Source organism: Ensifer aridi (assembly GCF_002078505.1).
In the GTDB taxonomy this organism is placed as follows: domain Bacteria; phylum Pseudomonadota; class Alphaproteobacteria; order Rhizobiales; family Rhizobiaceae; genus Sinorhizobium; species Sinorhizobium aridi.
Genome location: NZ_LUAV01000022.1, coordinates 127,012 through 148,383, shown reverse-complemented (window position 1 = coordinate 148,383; position 21,372 = coordinate 127,012). Strand labels below are relative to the sequence as shown.

Below are 21,372 nucleotides of genomic sequence, written 5' to 3'. Positions count from 1 at the left end.
GGAAGATGCCCGTCAAGCTCTCATTTCCGCAAACTGGTAAGTTCACCCCGCTTGTAGATCAGGTATTCTTCATCCATTCGATACTGAAGTATATCTGGGAACTTTCCGCGTAAATTGCGTATTATCTCTATAGCCCTTTGAATTTCTGTTTGAGCGTCCGCTATGCTTCCCTGCTGCTGATGAAGGTTTGCAAGCGCGGCCCGGACTTTCGCGACCTCGCGCAACCATATTGGCTGCGCCTCATTGCTACTTGTTAGGTCCTCCAAAAGCAACAACGCCTCTCGCAGTGAACGTTCTGCCACTTGGTTCTCCCGTCTTTCCATCGCGACTTCGCCGAATTGGACCAGGACGACAGCCAAGTCGAGCTTGTAGAACGAGCGCCCCGGATCCGCTTTTAGGATAGCGCGCCGATCGGAGATTGCGTTGGCGTACCAGCGCGCAGAGTCAACCAATTTACTCGCATGGCCGCCGCGCTTATAGGCCGCCAAGGCTATTTGACCCTGCCTTTCTTCAAGGACGCTTCGATCTCTTAACCATTCCTGGTTCAGGGGATCATTGTTGAGGAGGCGCTCGGCGATCTGCAAAGCCTCCACAACATAAAAATCCGCCCGGCGCAAATTCTCCAGCGATGTCGTCGCATCTGCGCTGTCCGCCGAACGGAGAAGGACGCTCGCCAATCTCTCCAGCAAGAGAGAGCGGTCCCGTTGCCAGTCCAGCCGGGAGGCATCCGATTTCGTTAGCTTATCCGAAATAAGCAAAGCCTGCCCATAACGCTGCAGCGACGCAGCGACATTCATTTGCACCGACAGGATCATATCGCCGAGCCTCGTCAATGTGACCAGTTCAGTTCGCTGGTAATCCGTATTATGGGGTTCGGCGGAAACCAGGGCCTTTGCAGTCTCCGCAGCTTCCTGTTGCCGCGACAGCGCATCGGAACGTCGGTCCATCTCCACAAGTGTCGTGGCCAGCGCAGAAAGTGCAGCCATCAGATCTCCGCGATCCGACGGGGCATGCCTCTTTTGCATGAGCGACCTGGTTGTCTCCAGGCATTTTTCGTATGAAGCCGCGGAGGCGGCGAGCCGCCCCCATTGGTAATTGTATGCTCCCAGGCGGCAATGTCCCTGGGCCAATTCGCGAAGCCACGCCAGGTCACCTGTCTTGGCTAACCATGCCTGGGCCAAGGCAATCCTTGATTCCGCCGACGCGATTGCTTCAGTAAAGCGTCCTCCATAAGTTTTTTCCTGGCCTTCCGCATCGAGCAGCTTCAATCGCAACAATGCAATCGCAGCGGGATCCGGTGTTGAAGACAGGCCAATCCATTCCCAAGCCGTTGATGACCTTTGCTCCAACCGATTTAAGGCTGTCTTCGTCTCCTCGATGAGAGGCGCGACCTTCTGTTGCGATTGCTCATCGCCAACCAGATTGAACAGCTCGGCAAATTCCAGATTGAGCCGCGCGCGTTGAAACACGAGCTTCGGCGAAGTGCCATCGTCCGAGATGAGCTTGCCGAAATCTACCTCCGCAGATCTCAGCAGCTCCTGGATTACGTCCGACGGCACACCATATCGGTCTCTATATCGGACCGTGGCCCCTATCTGCCTAGCTGCACTTTCGACAGCGTTCTGAAGGCGTCGCTCGGCGGCCCTACTTTGCTCCACTGCAATCCATGCCCCTATACCCGCGACAACGGCAAGGACAAGCATCCCAGCGGCAACGGCTTGAGCTACGCGACGTTGACGTCGATCCACCTCAGCCTGTCTCTGCGTGAGTTCGGCAAGGGAAACACCAAGCAGCGTTGCGATAACCTTGAGCTTCGCCAAGTTAAAACCGTCACCGCCTCGTCCGTCCGCAGCCGGCTCCTGGATGTCGGCGGCCAAAGGCTCCGTCAACGAGTCATCGCCGCTGAGTAGGCCGACCAAGGCTTTTGGGAAAGCTCCTTGCGGCTCCCGAAGAGGATCGTTAACGGCAGGCAGACCGCCAACGATCACCGCTATGATGTTGTCCGATCGCCCAAGCTCCTTGAAGAAGGAAATCTCCTTGTCCACCCACTTAGAGTTGGCGGCTGCAGGACTGCATAGCACTATCAGATACTCGGAGTTCTCCAGTGCGTCCTTGATTGTTTGCCCAAGGTCTGCAGACGCCTTTAGATCAGATCGATCTCGGAAGATCGGAGAGACTCTTTCGTTCCGATGGATCCCGGACCTGCGGAGTGGCTTAGGTATCCTGTATGACTCCAATGACCTTTGAAGCTTCTCTGCTGCCGAGCGATCCTTGGAGGAGTAACTGATGAAGGCCCTGTATCTATATCCCTCGCCACCCTCCCCGACCGGGATTGCGTCTGCAGATTTCTTCCCCATCAAGGACAGCGCTGCACGCACGTTCAGGCCCCTCAGTGCTCGTGCCGCAAAATATAACCACCACTATACTAGCCTGCGCTCCACCTAGGCGAGAGAAATTTCACGCTTCTGGATCGTGGCGGTGATCGTCACAACGTGCCGGCGTCGAGCGGGTGGATTCAACAGAACCTACCCGGCCGTCACCGAAAGCGGATTTTGCATCCCTCGCCTTGAACGGATTCGAAGCGCGGACCCTGCCATTAGGCGGGCGCCTGATCCTGGCGCAAGCGGTCGACTTCCATAGCGTTTTCCGACGGCGCGCACTGCAAGGCAACGTGAAGCGAAGTCCGTCCCGCAAACGGGACAGCCCGTCCCGCCGAACGAAACAGAGGCTCCCAAACGGTCAGCCTGGATGTTTATGGATTGGATCAATCCAATAGACTTCCTCTGGCTTTTCCACCGGATCGACATCGGTGATGTTGACCACCACCGCCTCGTTGTCGGATCGCACCAGCACGCATTCGAGCACGTTCTCGGGATCGGCATTGATTTCTTGGTGCGGCACAAAGGGTGGTACCTAGATGAAGTCGCCTCGGCCGGCTTCCGCGACATATTCGAGCCTGTCGCCCCAACGCATGCGCGCCTTGCCGCGAACGACAAAGATTACGCTTTCGAGCGGACCATGGTGATGCACGCCGGTCTTGGCATTGGGCTCGATCGAGACGGTGCCGGCCCAGATCTTCTGGGCGCCGACACGCGCATGATTGATGGCCGCCTGCCGATACATGCCGGGAGTCTGGGCCGTATTGTCATCGAGTTGGTCCCCCTTGATGACGCGAACGCCGTTATGTTTCCACCGGTCCTCTGCGTGGTGGTGGTCATGACCGTGATGATGAGGGTGATCCGACATGCTGGCCGCCGTTTTTTGGCATCGGGACCGCACCAGGTCCTAGATCGGCTCGCTAGAATTTAGCAGCCTACTGGTGCCGTGCAAAATCGCTTCCAGACGAGATGTTATGCGATTTCGTAGCGCAAAGGTGCACGTCCGCCTACTTAGGCGACCGCCTGAGCTCCGGTGATCTCGACGAGCGAACCGCACATGAAAGCGGCCTCGTCGGATGCCAAGAAGGCAACCAGGGCCGCCACTTCCTCCGGCTTCCCGATCCGACCAAAGGGCACCAGCTTGTCGAGGTCGGCAATGGTCCGCCCCGACCGCCTCACCCCGGCCTCAAGCATCGGCGTGTGAATCTCGCCAGGACAGACGGCGTTGACGCGGATCTTGTTCGGCGCGTAATCGCGGGCAAGGTTCTGCGTGAAACTCGCTACCGCCGCCTTGGTCACGTTGTAGGCGATGTGGTTCGGAGCGGGGTAGAGGCCCCATTGGGAGGCCGTGTTGACGATCGCCCCACCTCCGGCCTCGATCATGTGCGGCAGCGCGGCCTGGCACAGGTGGAACATCGAATCGACATTGACGGCAAAGCTCAGCCGCCAGTCGTCGGGTGTCAGAGAAAGCAGGTTGCCGCGGCGGTTGATGCCGGCATTGTTGCAGAGCACATCAATGCGGCCTTCCGTCTCGATGACATTTTCGATGATCGCTCGGCAGCCTTCGGCGGTCGAGATGTCGCTGGCGAGCGCCCGCGCTCTTCCGCCCTCGGCCACGATCTGGGCGATGGTTGCGTCCGCGCCTTCGCTGTTCATATCCGTGACGATGACCTGGGCGCCTTCAGCGGCGAAGCGAGCGCTGATGGCGCCTCCGATGCCGCCGGCAGCGCCGGTGACGATGACAACCTTGTCCTTAAAACGCATGGGGAATTTACCTCAGGTAGCTGCCGCCGTTCACGTCCAGAACTGCGCCGTTGAGCGAGACTTGTGTGGGACGGAAGGCAAAGGCGGTGATCTCGCCGACTTCTTGCGGGTCGGCCATCCGGGCGATGGGGATGCCGGCCAGAGCCGCCGCCTCGCCGTGTTCGGCGATATAGGCTTCGGCCATTTCTGTGCGCACCCAGCCGGGTGCCAGTGCCACTGCAGTCACGCCTTCGTGCCCATGGCTCTGCGCTATGGATTTGGTGAGATTGATCAGGGCGGCTTTCGACGCACCATAGGCCATGGCGCTCGAGGTGTAGCCGCGCTGCCCAGCACGGCTCGCCATATTCACAATCCGGCCGCCGCCATTGTCGCGAAAATGCAGGATGGCGAGCTTCGACAGATCGACCGCCGACAGGAAATTGACCCGCATTTCGCGCGCCCAGACCTGCTGCCATTCCTCCATCGGCGCGTCCACTGCAACCTCTGAGCGGATGCCGGCATTGTTGACCAGACCTGTTAGCCGGCCGGCGGTTGCGATGGCCTGATCCCACAAGGCTTGCGGTCCGGCCGGATCCGACAGATCAGCCGATACGGCCCAGCCTCTGCCGTCCAGCGTTTTCACAAGCGCCTCTGCGGCCTCGCGATTACGGCCATAATGGACGACGACTTGTGCGCCGTCAGCCGCGAGAGCACGGCAGATCGCTTGCCCGATGGCGCCTGTCGCGCCGGTCACGAGGATTGATTGTCCTGATAGCTTCATAGCTCACCCACCTGCGGACCCCAGGTATCCGACATCGCAAAACCTTGCTGGAAGGGATCCTGCGGATCGAGCCGCAATTGCTGTCGGCCGAAGATGTAACCTTGGCCCGTGATGCGCGGCAAAACAGCGGGGCGGCCTCCTACCGTGGTCTCACCAAGAATCTCTGCTGTGAAAGTGCCGCCGATGATGCTGCGCGAAATGCACCTGTCGCCGGTTCTGGCCCGACCTCGCGCATGCAGGATCGCGAGGTTGGCTGAGGAGCCCGTGCCGCAGGGCGAACGGTCCACTCGGCCGGGCTTCAGCGTCGTGCAGGTGATGACCGATCCATTCGGCTGGTAGTCGCGAAACATCACATAAGCGATCTCGTTCAGACTGCAGATTTCTGGGTGCTCCACGCTGACGTGACCGGCGAGCAACGCCTTGATCTCGGTCCCCGCCTCGGCCAGCGCGCGCGCCGCTTCCGGCTCGATGCGCAACCCGACCTGATCGACATCGATCTGGGCATAGAAAACGCCGCCGAAGGCGACATCGCCGGTGATCTGCCCCCATTTCGGTGTATCGATTGCAACGTCGAGCTGTTGGACGAAGGCCGGCACATTGTCGAGGCTAACCGACAAGCAGCGTCCGTTTTCGCGGCGCGCCCGGGCGACAATCAGCCCGGCGGCCGTATCCAGCCGCACAATCGTCTCCGGCTCCGTCATGGCGACCCGACCAGTTTCCAGCAGCGCTGTCACCACGCAGATGCAGTTGGAACCCGACATCGGGTGGGCGCGATCGGGCTGCAGCACGACAAAGGCCACATCAGCATCCGACCGGGTCGGAGGCAGGAGCAGGTTCGTGGTGTGGACGACCTGCGCCCGCGGTTCTCGCGTCAGGAACAGACGCAGCGACGGGTCGACATTGTTCAGATGATTCATCTTGTCGAGGACGGTCGCGCCGGGGATTTCCGGCGCGCCACTGACAAGGACATTGCCGCTTTCGCCCTGACAATGGACGAGCAGGATATCGAGCGCCTTGTCGAAGATCATTTCAGATACCATCCCCAGGGCTCGTCGCTGACCAAACGCGTGATCTGCTTCGTCTCCAAATAGTTGTCGAGACCCCAGCGGCCGAGTTCCCGGCCGATCCCGGACTGCTTGTAGCCGCCCCACGGCGCTTCGGTGAAGGTCGGCTGCGAGCAGTTGATCCAGACAATCCCGGCGCGGAAGGCGGCTGCGACGCGCTCGCAGCGCTGATTGTCAGCCGACATGACGGCGGCGGCAAGGCCGAACCGGGAATCGTTAGCAAGGCGGATCGCTTCCTCCTCGGTCTCGAACGGACGGATGCAGACGACCGGGCCGAAGATCTCCTCCACCCAGGCATCGCTGTCGAGTGCCATGTCGGTGAGAATCGTCGGAGCGACCCAGAAACCCTTGTCGAAACCTTCATGCTTGCCGCCGCAGGCGACAGTCGCGCCCTGTTCGGCGGCGCGTTGGATGTGGCGAAGGACGTCCTCATACTGGCTCTTATTGACAAGCGGACCGAGCAGCGTGCCCGTGTCGAGGCCGTTGCCGATCTTGATCTTTTCCGCTTCCTCGACCAGCCGCTCCAAGAGCTGCGGATAGAGCGGAGCTTCCACAAGAACCCGAGAGGTGGCCGAGCAGACCTGGCCCTGGTTCCAGAAAATGCCGAACATGATCCATTCGACGGCCTTCTCGATATCGCTGTCGGCAAAGACGACGAAGGGCGACTTGCCGCCGAGTTCCAGGCTGATGCGCTTGATGTCCTTCGCGCCGGCGGCCATGATGCGCGAGCCGACCGGCCCTGAGCCGGTGAAGGCGACCTTATCCACCCTGGGATGCTCGATCAGCGCCTGGCCGACGACAGAACCTTTACCCGAAAGGATGTTCAGCACGCCTTTCGGCAGGCCAACCGCCTCGGCAATGACGCCGAGCTCCAGCGCCGTCAGCGAGGTGGTTTCGGCGGGTTTCAGGATCATGGTGCAGCCGGCGGCCAGCGCCGGCGCAACTTTCCACGACGCCATCAACAGCGGATAGTTCCAAGGGACGATGGCAACGGCGACGCCTAGAGGCTCGCGCACGGCCTTCGAGACGAAGCGCGCATCGGCAAGTTTCACCTCTTCGACCTCGCCATCCAGCTCCTCGGCAAGGTCGGCATAGAAGTCAAAGCAGCCGGCGGCGTCCGTCAGGTCCCATTCGGACTCGGGCAACGGCTTGCCGTTGTCGCGGGTTTCCAGGCGCGCCAGTTCGGGCAGACGGTCACGAATACCCTGCGCCATCGCGCGGAGATATTTTGCGCGCTCCTTGCCCGAAAGGCGCGGCCAGGGCCCGTGATCGAAGGCCTCGCGGGCTGCCTTCACGGCGGCCTCGGCTTCCGCAGCGCCGGCCGCCGCGATGTGGTGGAAAACCTCCTCGGTCGCCGGATCTATCACTGGAAGCATGGCCCCGTCGGCTGGAGCGACCCACTGGCCATCGATGAAAAGCTTGTTCTGCATGGTGTCCTCACATGTGACGCGTTAGGCCGCCATCGACCCGAAGGCTCTGGCCGGTGATGTAGCTGGAATCGTCGCTGAGCAGGAAAGCCGCAGCCTTGGCCTGTTCTTCGACCCGGCCGATTCTCTTGAGCGCTGTCAGATCTGCGAATTTGCCGACATCGAGACTGTCGGTGAAACCGGGGAGGAGGCAGTTCATGCGGATGTTCTTCGGACCGTAACGGTCCGAATAGAGCTTGGTAAAGGAGGAAACCCCTGCCCTGTAGACGCAGGAAGCGGGGAACCACAAGGACGGCTCGAAGGCCGCATAGGTCGTGATGTTGACGATCGAACCGCCGCCCTGAACCTCCATGACCGGTGTCACCAGCCGCGCCATCCTGATGACCGACTTGACGATCATGTCATTGGCGAGATCCCAGTTTTCGTCCGTGATCTCGAGAAGGTCGCCTTTTGGGGGATGGCCGGTGTGGTTCAGTAAAGCGTCGATCCTGCCGTAGGTGGAGATGGCGAGATCGACGATGCCCTTGAGATCAGCAGCGCTTTGCGCCACCCCACGGCGGGCGACACCGCCGAGTTCTGCGGCCAGCGTCTCACAATTTTCCGAAGGCGACATCAGAGCGAGCTTGTAGCCACGCGCATACATTTCGCGCGCCACGGCCGCGCCCATGCCTCTGCCGCCACCGGTGATCAGGCAAACCTTATCGGTCATGGAGAACTCCTTTCAAAACCGGTCGATGCGATAGGGACGCATGTCGACGGGCGGTGTCGCGCCGGTGATCAGATCACCCATCAGCCGCGCGGTGGTCGCCGCATAGGTGACGCCCAAGTGACCGTGACCGGTGGCGTAGAAGACCCCTGGTGTCTTTGCCGAAGCCGACATGACCGGAACGGTATCCGGGAAGGCCGGGCGATGGCCCATCCACTCGGAAAAATCCTCACAGCGCAGGTTGGGCAACGCAGTCTGCGCCCGCCGAACAGTAACCTTTGACCGCCGATAGTCGGGTGCGGCATCGAGACCCGCCATCTCGACCGTTCCGCCGACGCGGATGCCGCCCGCCGTCGGTGTGACCATGAAGGCCCGGGCCGGCCAGATAACCGAATGGCGCATGGAGATGCCGGGCGACATAATCTGCGTGTGATAGCCGCGCTCCGTCTCGAGCGGCATTGGCTCACCCAGCATTTTTGACAGAATGCCACTGTGTGCACCCGCACAGATCACAACCTCATCGGCAGCAATAGGATCACCGCCGACGATCCGGACGGCAGAGATGCGGTCGGAGCGGTCGAAGCCGGCCACCGCACCGCGCCGAAATTCGCCGCCGAGCTCGGCGAAGCGCTGCCCAAGGCTCTGCACAAGGCGGAACGGGTCGCGAAGGCTCCGGTTCTGCGGGAAGAGCACGGCGATACCGATGCTGTCGGAGAGTTCCGGCTCCAGTTCCCGTGCCTCGGAGCCCGTCAGCCGCCGGTGCGGGAAGTCGAAGCGCTCCAGTATTTCGATATGCTCGCGGTCGGCGCTGAACTCCGCCTCGTTGCTATAGAGCGAGAGGCAGCCCTCCTCCGTCAGCTCACCTTCCAGTCCCGTCTCGCGCAGCAGCGGCAGCAGGTCGTCATAGACGCGCTTGCAAAGAACCGCCCCCTCGGCTTCGAGTTGACGCAGCTTGCTTGGCCGAGACGCCGCAACGAAGCGTGCGAACCAGGGAAGTAGCTTCGGCATGTAACCGGGCCGGACCCGAACCGGTCCCTCCGGGTCGAGCATCCAGCCCGGAATCTGCTTGCAGATCGACGGACGCGATGCGGGCATGAATTCGGTCACGGCGATCGAGGCCATGTTGCCGTACGAGGCACCGCCCCCGACCTCGCCCTTGTCGAGCAGGACCACCCGCCGCCCGCGCTTTTTCAGCTCGTAGGCGATGGTAGTGCCGACAATGCCTGCCCCGACAACCACGGTGGTCATGCTGGGTTCTCTCCCGTCAAACTTCATAGGTGGCCGAGCGGCCTTCCGCCCGGTCATATCGGCCTACCAGTTCAGGATCGGCTCCATGGCGGCTCGGAACTCCGCCTTTTCCTCATCCGTCAGCGACCCAAGCGGCGCGCGGCATTCGCCGACCGGCAGACCCTGCAATCCGCAGCCATATTTGATCTTCTGGACGAACTTGCCGGATTCGAGGATATTCATCGCTCGGTAGAGGGTCTTCATCATCTCGCGGGCCTTGTTCAAATCCCCCGACTTGTAGGTGCGATCGAGATCGCAGCAGGCCTTGGCCATGCAGTTGGACGGGCCGCAGATCCAGCTTTCGGCGCCCCAGAACATGAAGTCGAGCGCGATGTCGTCCGACCCACTGACGAGCTGGATCTTACCCTCATAGCGGCTTGCGATGTCGATCGCGCGTTGAAGCACGCCGGAGCTTTCCTTGATGCCGATAACGCGCGGGTTGTCGGCAAAATGATCCATCAGTTCGAAGCTGATGTCCGAACCATCCTTTGCGGGATAGCTGTACAGCACGAGATTGACATCGACAGCGGAAAGCACGGTCTCGTAATGCTTGATGAGCTCTTCCTGGGTCGGGCGTGTGTAGAAGGGAGGCGCGAGCAGGACCGTGTCGTAGCCGATCTCCTTTGCCATGGCGGTCTGTTCGATGACTTCGCGCGTGGCAGGTGCGTTCGTGCCGGCGATCAAAATTTCACCCGGCTTGGCAAAGTCCTTGACGAACTGGAGCACTTCGCGACGCTCCTCCGCCGACTGGCTGAAATATTCCCCGGTCGAGCCATTCGGCACCCAGCCTGTAACCCCAGCTTCGCGCAGATGGACGATGAGCTTTTCGAATGCCTTGAAGTCGATCTTGCCCTTGGCATCGAAGGGGGTGACGAGTGCGGGCATGACGCCTGACAGTTTCATGAGGGTCTCCGTTCGGGGGTTCGGGTGACTGGCGCGTTCACACGGCCAGCCGCTTGAGAATGCGTTGCTCGACAACCGTGACGGCACGCGTCAGCGGAAAGGCGATCACGAAGTAGATAAGCGCGACGACGGTCAGCACCTCGACCGGCCGCGCCGTGTTGTTGGAAATGTTCTGGCCGACGAACATCAGGTCCGCCATGCCGACGGCCGAGACAAGCGCACTTTCCTTGAAGAGGCTGACGCAATTGGAGAGCAGCGTGGGCGCCGCGCGCAGCACCGCCTGTGGAAGAACGACGCTCGTCGTCCGGACCCAAGGAGAAAGCCCGAGCGCCACACACGCGTCCAGTTGCTCGCGGCCTACGGATTTCAGCGATGCGCGGAAGGTCTCGCTGCTAATCGCGCCCATGTAGAGGGTTAGGGCAATGATGCCCGACGCCATGTTGGAGAGTTCAACGCCGAGGATCAGCGGCAAGCAGAAAAAAATCCAGAACAACTGCACGAGCACGGGCGTGCCGCGGAAGAATTCTACGTAGACGCCGGAAACGCCCCGCAGGATGGCGCTTTTCGATGCGCGGGCAAGCGCCAGTAGGAACCCGAGAACGCAGCCGAGCACGATGCAGATCAGGGTCAGCTTGAGTGTGGTCCAGAGGCCGAGAAGGAGCGCCTCCTGGAATTTGAGCACGATCGCGAAGTTGAAGCTCATCATCGTTGGTCTCCTCAGCTCGCCATGGCTTCGCGGCGGCGTTCCAGATAGCCGACGACCTGCGAGACCGGGAACGATACGGCGAAATAGACGAGCGCGATGATCGTGAAGGTCTCGATCGGGCGGTAAGTCTGCGTGGCGAGCGTCTTGCCCTGGTACATGAGGTCCTGGACCGCAACGATGGCGACCAATGCGCTTTGCTGGAAGATACCGATCCCGTTGGTCAGCAGGACCGGGATCGAATTGCGGACCGCGGTCGGCAGGACGATGTACAGGATGCGCTGGAACGGGTTGAGACCGAGCGCTATACCGGCATCCAGCTGCTCTCGTGGAACCGCCTGGATCGAGGCGCGATAGGCCTCGGCATTGAAGGCCGCGAGATTGAGGCCAAGCGCCATGATGCCCATCGTGACCGAGCCGAGGAACACGTTGAACAGTATGGGCACGCAATAGAAGAACCAGACGATCTGTATGATCGCCGGCGTGCAGCGAAAGAATTCGATGAAGAGGGTGACCGGGAGCCGGATCACTGCCCAGCGGCTCATCACGAGCAATGCAAGCAGGAAGCCGAGCGTCAGCCCAATGGCATTGGCCGCGATCGTGAGCTGGATCGTCACGAGCAAACCATCCCACAGCGGTCCGAAATTGCGAAACACGGATGCGAAGTCGAAACTGTAGTTCATGACGTCGCTCCCTCAGTGCTTGATGTGGAAGACGCGCTCGATGAATTCGCGTGTGCGCTCCTCCTTGGGATCGCCGAGCACCTGTTCCGGCGGACCATCCTCGACGACCACGCCGCCGGCGCAGAAGATCACTCGGGAGGCGATGTTCTTCGCGAACCACATGTCGTGGGTCACGATGACCATCGGCATCTGCTGCTGGGCGAGCTGCAAGATCACCTGCTCGACTTCGGCGACGAGCTCGGGATCGAGCGCCGACGTCACCTCGTCGAAGAGCATCAGTTTTGGATCGAGCATCAGTGCGCGGGCAATCGCCACCCGCTGCTTTTGCCCACCGGAGAGCTGGGCAGGATAGGCGTTCGCCTTGGCCGCCAGTCCAAAGCGGGTGAGCAGCGCCATTGCCCGTTCGCGAGCTACCGCCTTGCTTTCGCCCCTCACCTTCGTCGGTGCTAGGATCAGGTTACCGATCACGTCGAGATGCGGAAACAGCGTGTAGTGCTGGAAGACCATGCCGATCGAGCGCCGGACCTTGGCATCGATGACGGTCTTGCCGGAGCCGTTTGCGGAGATGTAGGGCTTACCGCTGAAGAGGATCGATCCGCTGTCGATTTGCTCGAGCCCCATCAGCACCCTGAGAAGAGTCGACTTGCCACCGCCGGAGGGGCCGATGACGACGACACGGTCGCCAGCCTTCATCTCGATATCCAGGCCCTGCAGCACCTTTATGACGCCGCCATAGCTCTTGTGCAGTCCCTCGATTTTGACCAGCGCAGCGGTATCCGACATCGTCCCAACTCTCCTCCTTAAGACAGGGAACGGAGCCGCCTTTCGGCGGCCCCGGCATGGCTTAGTTGCTGGCCTTGAGAACCTGGTCGACGGCCTTGCGGATCAGTTCCTCGACGTGGCCGGTTGCAACCTTTTCTTCGAGGAAGATATTGACCACTTCAACGTCGGCGGCCGAAAGCTGATGCGGCAGGCCGAAGGCAACGCCCTGCTTGGCGAGCGCCGGCGTCGGATTCATCGCAACCGCCCAATCCGGGTTCGACTGGGTGAACAACTGGTTGGTGTCTGAGGCATCGACGAGAATGTCGGCACGACGGGAGACCACGGCGAGACGCGTTTCGTCATTGGTCGGCAGGCGCAGGATCGTCGCAGTCTTGACCGCGGCGGAGATCGCCTTGTCCTGGGCCGTGCCGGACATGACGGCGAGCGTTATGTCTGCCTTGTCGATATCGGCAACTGAGGTGGCGCCCGCCGGAATTTTCGGATTGTCCTTGTTGTAGGCGAGCGAGATCTGGTACTCCATCGCCGGGATCGAGAACTGCACGGCCATGGCGCGCGCCGGCGTGCGGTTCAGTGCCAGGGAGAGATCCCATTTGCCGGCCTGGAGGCCCGCGACGATGTTATCCCAGGTCGTATCGACGAACTCGGGCTTCACCTGCAGCACGTCAGCAAATTCCCGGCAGAGATCGGCGAAGAAGCCGGAATATTCGCCGCTGGCCGGATCGCGCATGACATAAGGCGGGGCAACGGCGGCGCCACAGCGCAGTGTGCCGGATTTCTGAACGCCCTGCCAATAGCCTTCTGCCGTCTGAGCCGAGGCAGTGGCGGTCGAAACACCCGCCGCCAGGGCGAGCGCGGCCGTCGCCCGCAGAGCGGACGTCATCATCTTCGAAAGCATGTGCATTCCCCATCTTAAGCGCCTTAAGCGCGGTTCCACCCGTCGGCTTCGGCCGTTCTTGCAGTCTTTTTGTCGGCTCCGTGTCGACTGGCAAAAATATGTCGTCTCGCTGTCGACAAAGTCAAGCGGAAATTTTACGATTGATGACGGCTTGATTTTTCTGGCCCAATGCCCGCCGCTGACGAAAAGGGACGTAAGTGTCTGAGGAACTTGAATCGAAACGGGTGCGCGGCACCGGTTGGAAAAATGTCTACGAGACGCTCCGGGGCGAGATCCTCGCGCTGACCCTGCCGCCGGGCCAGTTGCTCGACGAGACCACACTCGCGGAACGCTTCGACATGTCGCGCTCACCGGTGCGTGAGGCGCTGATCCGGCTGGCCGGCGAAGACCTCGTGGTGACTCTCTCGAACCGCAGCACGATCGTCGCGCCAATTGAGGTGGCGAGCTTCCCGAAATACGTCGAAGCCCTTGACGTCGCCCAGCGCATGAACACGCGACTTGCCGCGGCGCTGCGCACAGAGGCGGACCTGAAGATCATCGCCAAACGCCAGAAGGAATTCGAGGCGGCGGTGAAGACAAACGTGCATCTGAAGATGTCGGAGGCCAACAAGCAGTTCCACATGGCAATCGCCTATGCCGGCAAGAACCCCTATCTTGCCTCTTTCTATGAGCGGCTCCTGAACCAGGGCCAGCGCATGCTGCACCTGCATTTCGAGTACCTGGAGCGCACCGGCGACGGTTATCTCCTGACCGACGAGCATGACCTCATGCTCGAAGCGATTCGCGCGAAGGACGTCGAGCGCGCCGACGAGCTTGCCCATGCTCATACGCGGCAGTTTCAAGACAACTTCATCCGGTTCTTGCGCGAAAACTATACGACCGACGTTTCCCTTGGTTCTCGAGCTGCCGCGGAGTGACCATGCCTCTGCCTGAGAGAATCGGGTTCATCGGAACCGGGGCGATCACCGACGCCATGGTGCGCGGCCTGCTGATCAAACCTGCCGCCGTATCCCACGTTATGGTGTCACAGCGCAGCGCGCATATTTCGGCGAAGCTTGCGGCCGATTTTCCCCAGGTGCTCGTCTCCAGCGACAATCAGGCGATCGTCGAGGGCTGCGACACCGTCGTGCTGGCGATCCGCCCGCAGATCGCCGAAGAGGTCATCCGTCCGATAAAATTCCGCGATGGGCAGAAGGTGATCAGCGTCGTCGCCGCGACCAGCCGCGAAGCACTTTTCGATTGGATCGATGCGCACGTAAGCCTTTCCCAAGCAATCCCACTGCCCTTTGTGACGCGGCGTAAGGGTGTTACCGCCGTCTATCCACCGGACGCCGATACCGCGGCGATCTTCAACGTGCTCGGCAGTGCTGTCGAATGTGAGACGAAGACGGAATATGACCTCCTTGCCGCTGCAAGCGCCCTGATGGCGACATATTTCGGAATCATGCATCGCACGACGGAATGGCTCGTGGAAAACGGCTTGCCTGAGGAGAAGGGCCGCGCTTATCTTGCGCCCCTCTTCGCCGGTCTCTCCGAGACGGCCTTACTGGCTGACACGAAAGTCGATTTCATCGATCTCAGCCGCGAATTCGCCACGAAGGGCGGCCTGAACGAGCAGGTGTTTCGGGATTTCGACGGGAAGGGAGGCTCCGACGCCCTTAAACAGGCGCTGGCCCGAGTGTTGGAACGCATTTCAAGCTGAATTCATGATTTAGGTCTCGAAAAGATCCGAAACGCGGGCCCTGTCGTCTGCATTCATCATTACTGAAAATTCCGGCTCTTGATCTTCAGCGTATCGATATGAAGATCAGGCACGAACATGTCCCTCGCCCGAACGCCAGGAGGCGCCTTTTCGCGTGAGTCCGGACTGCCCGGCGAACCATGGGCGAACTCGTCGCCGCGGCCGGTCGGCGGATGAAACGATCGGTCATGCCCGGCAAGCCCAGACAGGTCGGCCGAGAGATCGAAGAGCTGCTGGGCGACGAGGTGAACCACCTCGCCTTCCCGCTGGATCCTGCCATTAATCGCCATCATGCTGGCGCCGAGCACCACACGCCTCGATCGCTCGAAAAGCTTTGGCCAGACGACGACATTGGCAATGCCGGTTTCATCCTCGATGGTGATGAACATCACGCCCTTGGCTGATCCCGGCCGCTGGCGCACCAGCACCAGGCCGGCCGCCATCAGCCATTGTCCGTCGCGCGCTGTCATCGCCTCGGCACAGGTGACGATCCGGCGCTTGGCAAGGTCGATCCGCAGGAACCGCAAAGGGTGCTCCCGGAGCGTCAGACCGGTATGGCTGTAATCCTCGACGACGTTATGGCCATCGGTCATCTGCCTGAGCTCGACTGCCGGCTCCCGCTGCTCGGCGATCGCCCGCGCCTCCCGTTCGACTGCTGCCATGAACAGAGGCAACGGCTCATCTCGTAGCGCCTTGATCGCCCAGAGCGCATCGCGTCGCTCGAGACGCAACGACGGCAGGAAGGCATCGGCTTCGGCGAGCTCGACCAGCGACGCGACCGGCACACCGGACCGCCGCCACATGTCGTCGACCGACGCGAAAGGTTCGTCGGCGCGCGCTGCGACGATGCGCGCCGCGTCAGCCGTCGCCAATCCGCGCACAAGCCGCATGCCGAGCCGAACGGCATGGCGGCCAGTGCCTTCGATCGACTCAAGCGTGCAGTCCCAGCGCGAGCGATTGATGCAGACGGGTCGGACCTCAACACCGTGTGCGCGGGCGTCCCTGACAATCTGGGCCGGCGCATAAAAGCCCATGGGCTGCGAGTTCAATAGCCCCGCGCAGAAGACATCCGGGAAATGGCATTTCACGTGGTTGGAGGCGTAAGCGATCAGCGCAAAGGATGCGGCATGGCTTTCCGGGAAGCCATAGGAGCCAAAACCTTCGAGTTGACTGAATGTCTTCTCGGCGAAATCCGGCGAGTAGCCGTTCCGGACCATGCCGGAGACGAGCTTGTCCTTGAACTTCGAAACACCACCTGTGAATTTGAAGGTCGCCATGGATTTGCGGAGCTGGTCGGCTTCGCCGCCGGTAAACCCCGCGCAGACCATCGCCACCTTCATGGCCGACTCCTGAAACAGCGGAACGCCCAATGTCTTGTGGAGGACCGCCTCCAGTTCGGGCGTCGGGTACTCCACCTTCTCCTTGCCCTCTCGCCGGCGGAGATAGGGATGCACCATGTCGCCCTGGATCGGCCCGGGGCGGACGATCGCCACCTGGATGACGAGATCGTAGAAGGTCTTGGGCTTCATGCGCGGTAGCATGGACATTTGCGCGCGGGATTCGATTTGGAAGGTGCCGAGCGTATCGGCCTTGCGGATCATCGCATAGGTGGCGGGATCCTCCTGCGGGATCGTGGCGAGGTCGAGGTCCTGATGCTTATGCTCACTGATCAGCGCGAAAGCTTTGGCCATGCAGGTCAGCATGCCGAGCGCCAGCACGTCGACCTTCATCATTTTGAGCGCCTCGACGTCATCCTTGTCCCATTCGATCACCTGCCGGTCGACCATCGCCGCCGGTTCGATCGGCACAAGATGATCCAACCGGTCATGGGTCAGGACAAATCCACCGGGATGCTGGCCGAGATGCCGCGGCGCTCCCATCAGCTGCTGGGCAAGCCGTAGGGTCAGTGCGAGACGCCGGTCCTCCGGATTGAGGCCGAGCTCGCGCACCTGTCGCTCTCCAACGGTCTCCGACCAGGACCAGACGCCGGAGGAGAGCGCCTTGATCAGGTCCTCGGGCAACCCCAGCGCCTTGCCGACATCGCGAATGGCGCCCTTGGCTCGATAGCGGGTGACCGTCGAGCAGAGTGCTGCCTTGTCACGGCCGTAGGTCCGATAAATCCACTGGATCACCTCCTCGCGCCTCTCGTGCTCGAAATCAACATCGATGTCGGGCGGCTCGTCGCGCTCCTGACTGACGAAGCGCTCGAACAGGAGGTCGTTGGTCTCGGGGTCGATCGAGGTGATACCGAGCACATAGCAGACGGCGGAATTGGCGGCCGATCCCCTGCCCTGGCAGAGAATGCCCTGCGACCGGGCATAACGGACGATCGAGAACACCGTCAAAAAATAGGGGGCGTATTTCATCGTCTCGATGAGAGCGAGCTCGTGCCGGATGGTCTTTTCGACATGCGCCGGCAGACCTTCGGGATAGCGGGTCTTCACGCCTTCCGAGGTGTAATGCTCCAGCGACTGCTGGGCGGTCATCCCCGGGATCAGAGCTTCCTCTGGGTACTGATAGACGAGCTCCTCAAGCGAGAACTTGCAGCGCTCGACGATCTCCATCGTCCGCGCCAGCGCCTCCGGGTAGCGGGGAAAGAGACGCGCCATTTCTTCTGGCGGCTTGAGAAAGCGATCGGCATGCCGCTCGCGCTCGAAGCCGACATCGTCGATGGTGGTGCCCGTGCGGATGCATGTGACGACATCCTGCAGCTGCCGCCGGCCGGGCTCATGAAAAAGCACGTCATTGGTGACCACAGCCTTCACCCGGTGCTTGACCGCCAGGTTCGACAATTTATGCAGCCGCAGTTGATCGTTCGGCCGGCGGCGCAGGCAGAGCGAGACATAGGCACGGTCGCCAAAAATCTCGGCCATCTTCCTGAACTGCACGGCGCAGGGTTCGTCCGGCATATCAGGCACCAGGATGCCGATCAGGCCCTCTGAATAAAGCGCCACGTCATCATGGTGCAGGACACAGTTGGCCTTCCCGCCCCGGCCCTTGCCGAGCGTCAGTAGCCGCGTCAACCGCGAATAGGCGGCCCGATCGGTGGGGTATACGAGGATCGACATGCCGTCCTGCAGATCGAGCCGGCAGCCGACGACGAGCCGGAGGCCGGTGGCGCGCGAGGCTTCCAGTGCCCGCACGATACCGGCCAGGCTGTTGCGGTCGACGACACCGAGCGCTTCGATCCCCATCAGCTTTGCGGTGGCGAACAATTCCTCGGCCGAGCTCGCGCCGCGGAGGAAAGAGAAATGGGTGGTGACCTGAAGCTCGGCGTAGCGCATCACGCAAACACCCCGTGCAGGAACCACTTGTGCGATCCGGTTTCCGCATCGACGCCATCGCCGGATCGAAAGATCCAGAAGCGCTCGCCAGTATCATCCTCGACGACGAAGTAGTCGCGGACGGCGATCCATTCTGAGCTGCGTTTCCACCACTCTCCAAAAATCCGTTCCGGACCGTCGGCGCGCTTCACGCGACGCCGCTTGCCGCGCCAGGTAAACGAGACCGGCGGATGATCGGGCAGAAGGGCGATCACCTCGATCGCTTCCGGACGCGCCAGGAGCCGGGATGGCCTCGGCCAATGGAGCGGCCAGGTGGCGCCGTCCTCATCGGCCGTCGGTGCGATCCGCTGGACGCTGCGCTCCGGGACGTCGCTTGCAACCGGCGCGACGCGGAAAATCCGCTGTCCGCCGCGATTGCCGAGTACATCGATCAGCGGCGTCACATCGGTAACCTGCTCTTCGATCAGCGATGACGCCGACTGTGTTTCGATGAGCGGCTCGGCGATAATGGCGGCAAGACTGAGCTTTTCGATGCCAAAGCCAGGTTCGATTCTCTCGATGCGATCGCGGAAGAGCTTTGTCAGCCAGGCGATGTCGCGGACCGGCTTCGCCGTGCCCGCCCGATGCGACTGAAGCGTGTTGTCGACGCGGTGGACGATGAGGTCGGCACGCCGCACGCCAAGCCCGCGCTTCTCGAGTTCCAGACAGAGCTGCCGCACCAGGCGGCTGACGTATTTCTCGATCGTTTCCGGTGCACCGATCGGCTCGGCAAAGGATTTTTGGACCTCAACAAGATCGGCCGGTCGAATCGGGTCGATCGGCTCAGCGACGCGGCCGAACATCTGGTCGAGACGCCGCCCGATCTCCGGCCCGAAACGCAGGGTCAGCGGCGCCCGCGGTGTCGCAGCCAGATCGCCAACGGTGGCAAAGCCGAGGGTTCGGAGGCTCTGAACAGTTTCCGCCGGCAGCCGCAGCGACGACAGCGGCAGCCGGTTCACTGCCGTGGCGGTCTCGCCGCGCCCGATGATGACAGTCTCGCGATCTGTGGAACGGGCCAGCGCATGTGCCGCACCCCAGGTATCGGCGATTGCCGCACGCGCAGCGAGACCTCGGCCGCGGAAGCGATTGACGAGACCGGAGAGCATCAGTTCCTCGCCGCCCTGGAGATGATCGGCGCCTTCCGTATCCATGATGATGCCATCCGGAGGATCCATCGCGACGACGGGAGAATATTGCGACAAGGCCCAGAGTGTCAGCCGCTCCAGCGTAGCGAGGTCGGCGACCGGATCGGCATTGATCATCGTGAGACCCTGGACCAGTGCCTGCGCCTTGGCCGCCGGCATGCCGACGCGAAGACCGAGTTTGAGAGCTGCCCGATCGGCCGCCACGATCCATCGCTTAGAGCCGCTCCTGGCGATCACCACCAGCGGCGTGTCAGGAGAGAGCGAAGGATCGGCCCGCCTGATCCGGTCGGTCGGCAGCGTTGGAAGAAAGACAGATACGACCCTGGCCATCGCATGCTCCGATAATAAATTCTCCTCCCTCCCCTGCTCTCACCCGCATCAGTTCCGTCAGCCATCGCGCCCGACCGAGGCCCGGCACCGGCAGCGGCTCGGACGGCAGCACCGATATCCGCCAGCGGGTTGCCGCGCCCGTCGGCATCCCGAAGTCGGAAGCTTCCGTCTGGCGGCGCCAGCGGCGGATCACCAGGCCCAATGTGCCCGACTTCTCCGCCGCAAGCTGCAGCCGGCGCGACGCCGTCATCGGCAGGCGCACCAGTTCGGCGACCACGGCGCCGAGTCCGCCATAGCGCAAGGCCTCCTCGAAGCTTGCGAGCACCGTCTCTTCCTTGTCGCACTCAACGAAGATGACGCGGTCGGGATGAAGCCCGACTTGGGCGAGCGCCGGAAAGAACAGATCAAAGCGCGTCAGGCACCAGACCACCTTGCCGGTCGTGCGCGCGGCAATACCGCCGATGAAGAGTGCCGCGGCCGCCCCGTCGACCGCGCCGTTTCCGCCGCCTGCCACTTCGTGCAGCGCGCCATAGGCGAGCCCACCTCCCGGCAGCTGCGCGTCAAGCTCCGGCACCCCAAACGGCAGAACACTGCGTTTGCGTGAGCCTGCCCCTTCCAGGCTGGCGATTTTCTCGCGCAACTCGTCGAGGACGGGATTCGAAATGGCGACGGCTGCGGTCATGATCTCCTTTACGGCAACCCGTTTTCGGCTTGAGAAGCAGGAATATGTTCTGTATTTGTTCTCAAAGCGAAAATGAGTCAATGCGCATGTGGCGCGTGGAAGTTGCGCGAGAGTGCCCATCGAAGAAATCCGTGAAGGGATTCAATTCGATGGCAGGAATGGGAATTTTTTCGCATGCACCGACGGCAGGCTGTGAACGATCTGGGTCCGAGACTGAGGGATCACCGGGCGCCGACAATTGAATTCATCTGTGGCCCATGTCATCGCCGCTGCGCTTGAGCACAAGCTGTTGGTGAAAGCATTTGGTGCCGGTGTAAGCTTCGCGGCGATCCGCCGCCGCATGGCGATGGGGCTGCGAGCACATGCAAACGCCGGACGGTGACAAATGCGGCGCACACTTCCCATGTTTGGCTGAGGGACCTGATGGAAGCTAGGCGATGACAAACGACGAAGGCAGCGAGCGGCCGGGTAAGATCGTTCACATCGACATGGATGGTGCGCCGTGAAGGCGCGAGAGAGGGTGAAATATGACTTAGACATCATCTCTCAAGCTTGCTGATTTTCGACCGACGGCTGAAATGCCGTCTTGACTGTAAGAGCAACAGCCGAAAGGGGGCCGAGAAGCTCGACCGGGCGTCGCCGGTTGGGTGTCATAAGCAGATCGGCCTTAAATGTACCGGGTGCGAGCCACCACTCGCAGGCCGGGCTACCGCAGTGTCTATGACGAGACAACGAAGTGAGCGCCGGAAGCCTCTGTATTTATCCATACCGCCTCCGCTGGTGTGATGGCACCGGAGG

General features: G+C 61.5%; 17 protein-coding genes and 1 pseudogene. 2 read left to right on the top strand and 16 right to left on the bottom strand.

What is annotated here, in order from left to right:
* Positions 1-20 precede the first annotated feature (20 nt).
* From AYK65_RS19730 to AYK65_RS19670, 13 genes and pseudogenes are all read right to left on the bottom strand, one after another.
* On the bottom strand, positions 21-2,357 hold the full coding sequence (locus tag AYK65_RS19730) for a toll/interleukin-1 receptor domain-containing protein (RefSeq protein ID WP_081159825.1): 2,337 nt from the start codon (positions 2,355-2,357) through the stop codon (positions 21-23).
* Positions 2,358-2,739: 382 nt separating this feature from the next.
* A pseudogene (locus AYK65_RS19725) lies at positions 2,740-3,246 on the bottom strand (cupin domain-containing protein).
* 143 nt (positions 3,247-3,389) lie between these two features.
* Complete coding sequence (locus tag AYK65_RS19720) at positions 3,390-4,142, bottom strand: SDR family NAD(P)-dependent oxidoreductase (RefSeq protein WP_081159822.1); 753 nt, start codon at positions 4,140-4,142, stop codon at positions 3,390-3,392.
* A gap of 7 nt (positions 4,143-4,149) precedes the next feature.
* Positions 4,150-4,902: an SDR family NAD(P)-dependent oxidoreductase gene (locus AYK65_RS19715; protein ID WP_081159820.1), complete on the bottom strand. Its 753-nt coding sequence runs from the start codon at positions 4,900-4,902 to the stop codon at positions 4,150-4,152.
* On the bottom strand, positions 4,899-5,930 hold the full coding sequence (locus AYK65_RS19710; RefSeq protein WP_081159817.1) for a proline racemase family protein: 1,032 nt from the start codon (positions 5,928-5,930) through the stop codon (positions 4,899-4,901). The genes AYK65_RS19715 and AYK65_RS19710 overlap by 4 nt, the downstream gene beginning before the upstream one ends.
* A complete protein-coding gene (locus tag AYK65_RS19705) occupies positions 5,927-7,396 on the bottom strand; it encodes an aldehyde dehydrogenase family protein (protein WP_081159814.1) in 1,470 nt (489 codons plus the stop codon). The genes AYK65_RS19710 and AYK65_RS19705 overlap by 4 nt, the downstream gene beginning before the upstream one ends.
* A gap of 7 nt (positions 7,397-7,403) precedes the next feature.
* Positions 7,404-8,102, bottom strand: a complete 699-nt coding sequence (locus tag AYK65_RS19700) for an SDR family oxidoreductase (RefSeq protein WP_081159812.1) — start codon at positions 8,100-8,102, stop codon at positions 7,404-7,406.
* 12 nt (positions 8,103-8,114) lie between these two features.
* The gene (locus AYK65_RS19695) at positions 8,115-9,347 is read right to left on the bottom strand and encodes an NAD(P)/FAD-dependent oxidoreductase (RefSeq protein ID WP_081159809.1); all 1,233 of its coding nucleotides are present in this window, start codon (positions 9,345-9,347) and stop codon (positions 8,115-8,117) included.
* Positions 9,348-9,410: 63 nt separating this feature from the next.
* Complete coding sequence (dapA, locus tag AYK65_RS19690; RefSeq protein WP_081159806.1) at positions 9,411-10,289, bottom strand: 4-hydroxy-tetrahydrodipicolinate synthase; 879 nt, start codon at positions 10,287-10,289, stop codon at positions 9,411-9,413.
* Positions 10,290-10,326: 37 nt separating this feature from the next.
* Positions 10,327-10,995, bottom strand: a complete 669-nt coding sequence (locus AYK65_RS19685) for an amino acid ABC transporter permease (protein ID WP_172402029.1) — start codon at positions 10,993-10,995, stop codon at positions 10,327-10,329.
* Positions 10,996-11,006: 11 nt separating this feature from the next.
* Entirely contained in the window at positions 11,007-11,675 is a 669-nt protein-coding gene (locus AYK65_RS19680) for an amino acid ABC transporter permease (protein WP_081159803.1), read from the bottom strand.
* A gap of 12 nt (positions 11,676-11,687) precedes the next feature.
* The gene (locus AYK65_RS19675; protein WP_081159800.1) at positions 11,688-12,458 is read right to left on the bottom strand and encodes an amino acid ABC transporter ATP-binding protein; all 771 of its coding nucleotides are present in this window, start codon (positions 12,456-12,458) and stop codon (positions 11,688-11,690) included.
* 61 nt (positions 12,459-12,519) lie between these two features.
* The gene (locus tag AYK65_RS19670) at positions 12,520-13,353 is read right to left on the bottom strand and encodes a substrate-binding periplasmic protein (RefSeq protein WP_081160197.1); all 834 of its coding nucleotides are present in this window, start codon (positions 13,351-13,353) and stop codon (positions 12,520-12,522) included.
* Positions 13,354-13,550: 197 nt separating this feature from the next.
* Here AYK65_RS19670 and AYK65_RS19665 point away from each other — a divergent pair, with 197 nt between their 5' ends.
* Both AYK65_RS19665 and AYK65_RS19660 read left to right on the top strand, forming a co-directional pair.
* A complete protein-coding gene (locus AYK65_RS19665) occupies positions 13,551-14,270 on the top strand; it encodes a GntR family transcriptional regulator (RefSeq protein ID WP_081159798.1) in 720 nt (239 codons plus the stop codon).
* Between the two features lie 2 nt (positions 14,271-14,272).
* A complete protein-coding gene (locus AYK65_RS19660) occupies positions 14,273-15,055 on the top strand; it encodes a pyrroline-5-carboxylate reductase (RefSeq protein ID WP_081159795.1) in 783 nt (260 codons plus the stop codon).
* Between the two features lie 59 nt (positions 15,056-15,114).
* On the opposite strand, the gene AYK65_RS19655 is transcribed toward AYK65_RS19660, so the two are convergent.
* Genes AYK65_RS19655 through AYK65_RS19645 form a run of 3 tightly spaced genes read right to left on the bottom strand, consistent with a single transcriptional unit; the run spans position 15,115 to position 20,574 of the window.
* A complete protein-coding gene (locus AYK65_RS19655) occupies positions 15,115-18,378 on the bottom strand; it encodes an error-prone DNA polymerase (protein WP_081159793.1) in 3,264 nt (1,087 codons plus the stop codon).
* The gene (locus tag AYK65_RS19650) at positions 18,378-19,892 is read right to left on the bottom strand and encodes a Y-family DNA polymerase (protein ID WP_081159790.1); all 1,515 of its coding nucleotides are present in this window, start codon (positions 19,890-19,892) and stop codon (positions 18,378-18,380) included. The genes AYK65_RS19655 and AYK65_RS19650 overlap by 1 nt, the downstream gene beginning before the upstream one ends.
* Positions 19,813-20,574 carry an ImuA family protein gene (locus AYK65_RS19645; protein ID WP_081159788.1) on the bottom strand — a complete coding sequence of 254 codons (762 nt, stop codon included), beginning with the start codon at positions 20,572-20,574 and terminating at the stop codon, positions 19,813-19,815. Before AYK65_RS19645 ends, AYK65_RS19650 begins: the two co-directional genes overlap by 80 nt.
* Positions 20,575-21,372 lie beyond the last annotated feature (798 nt).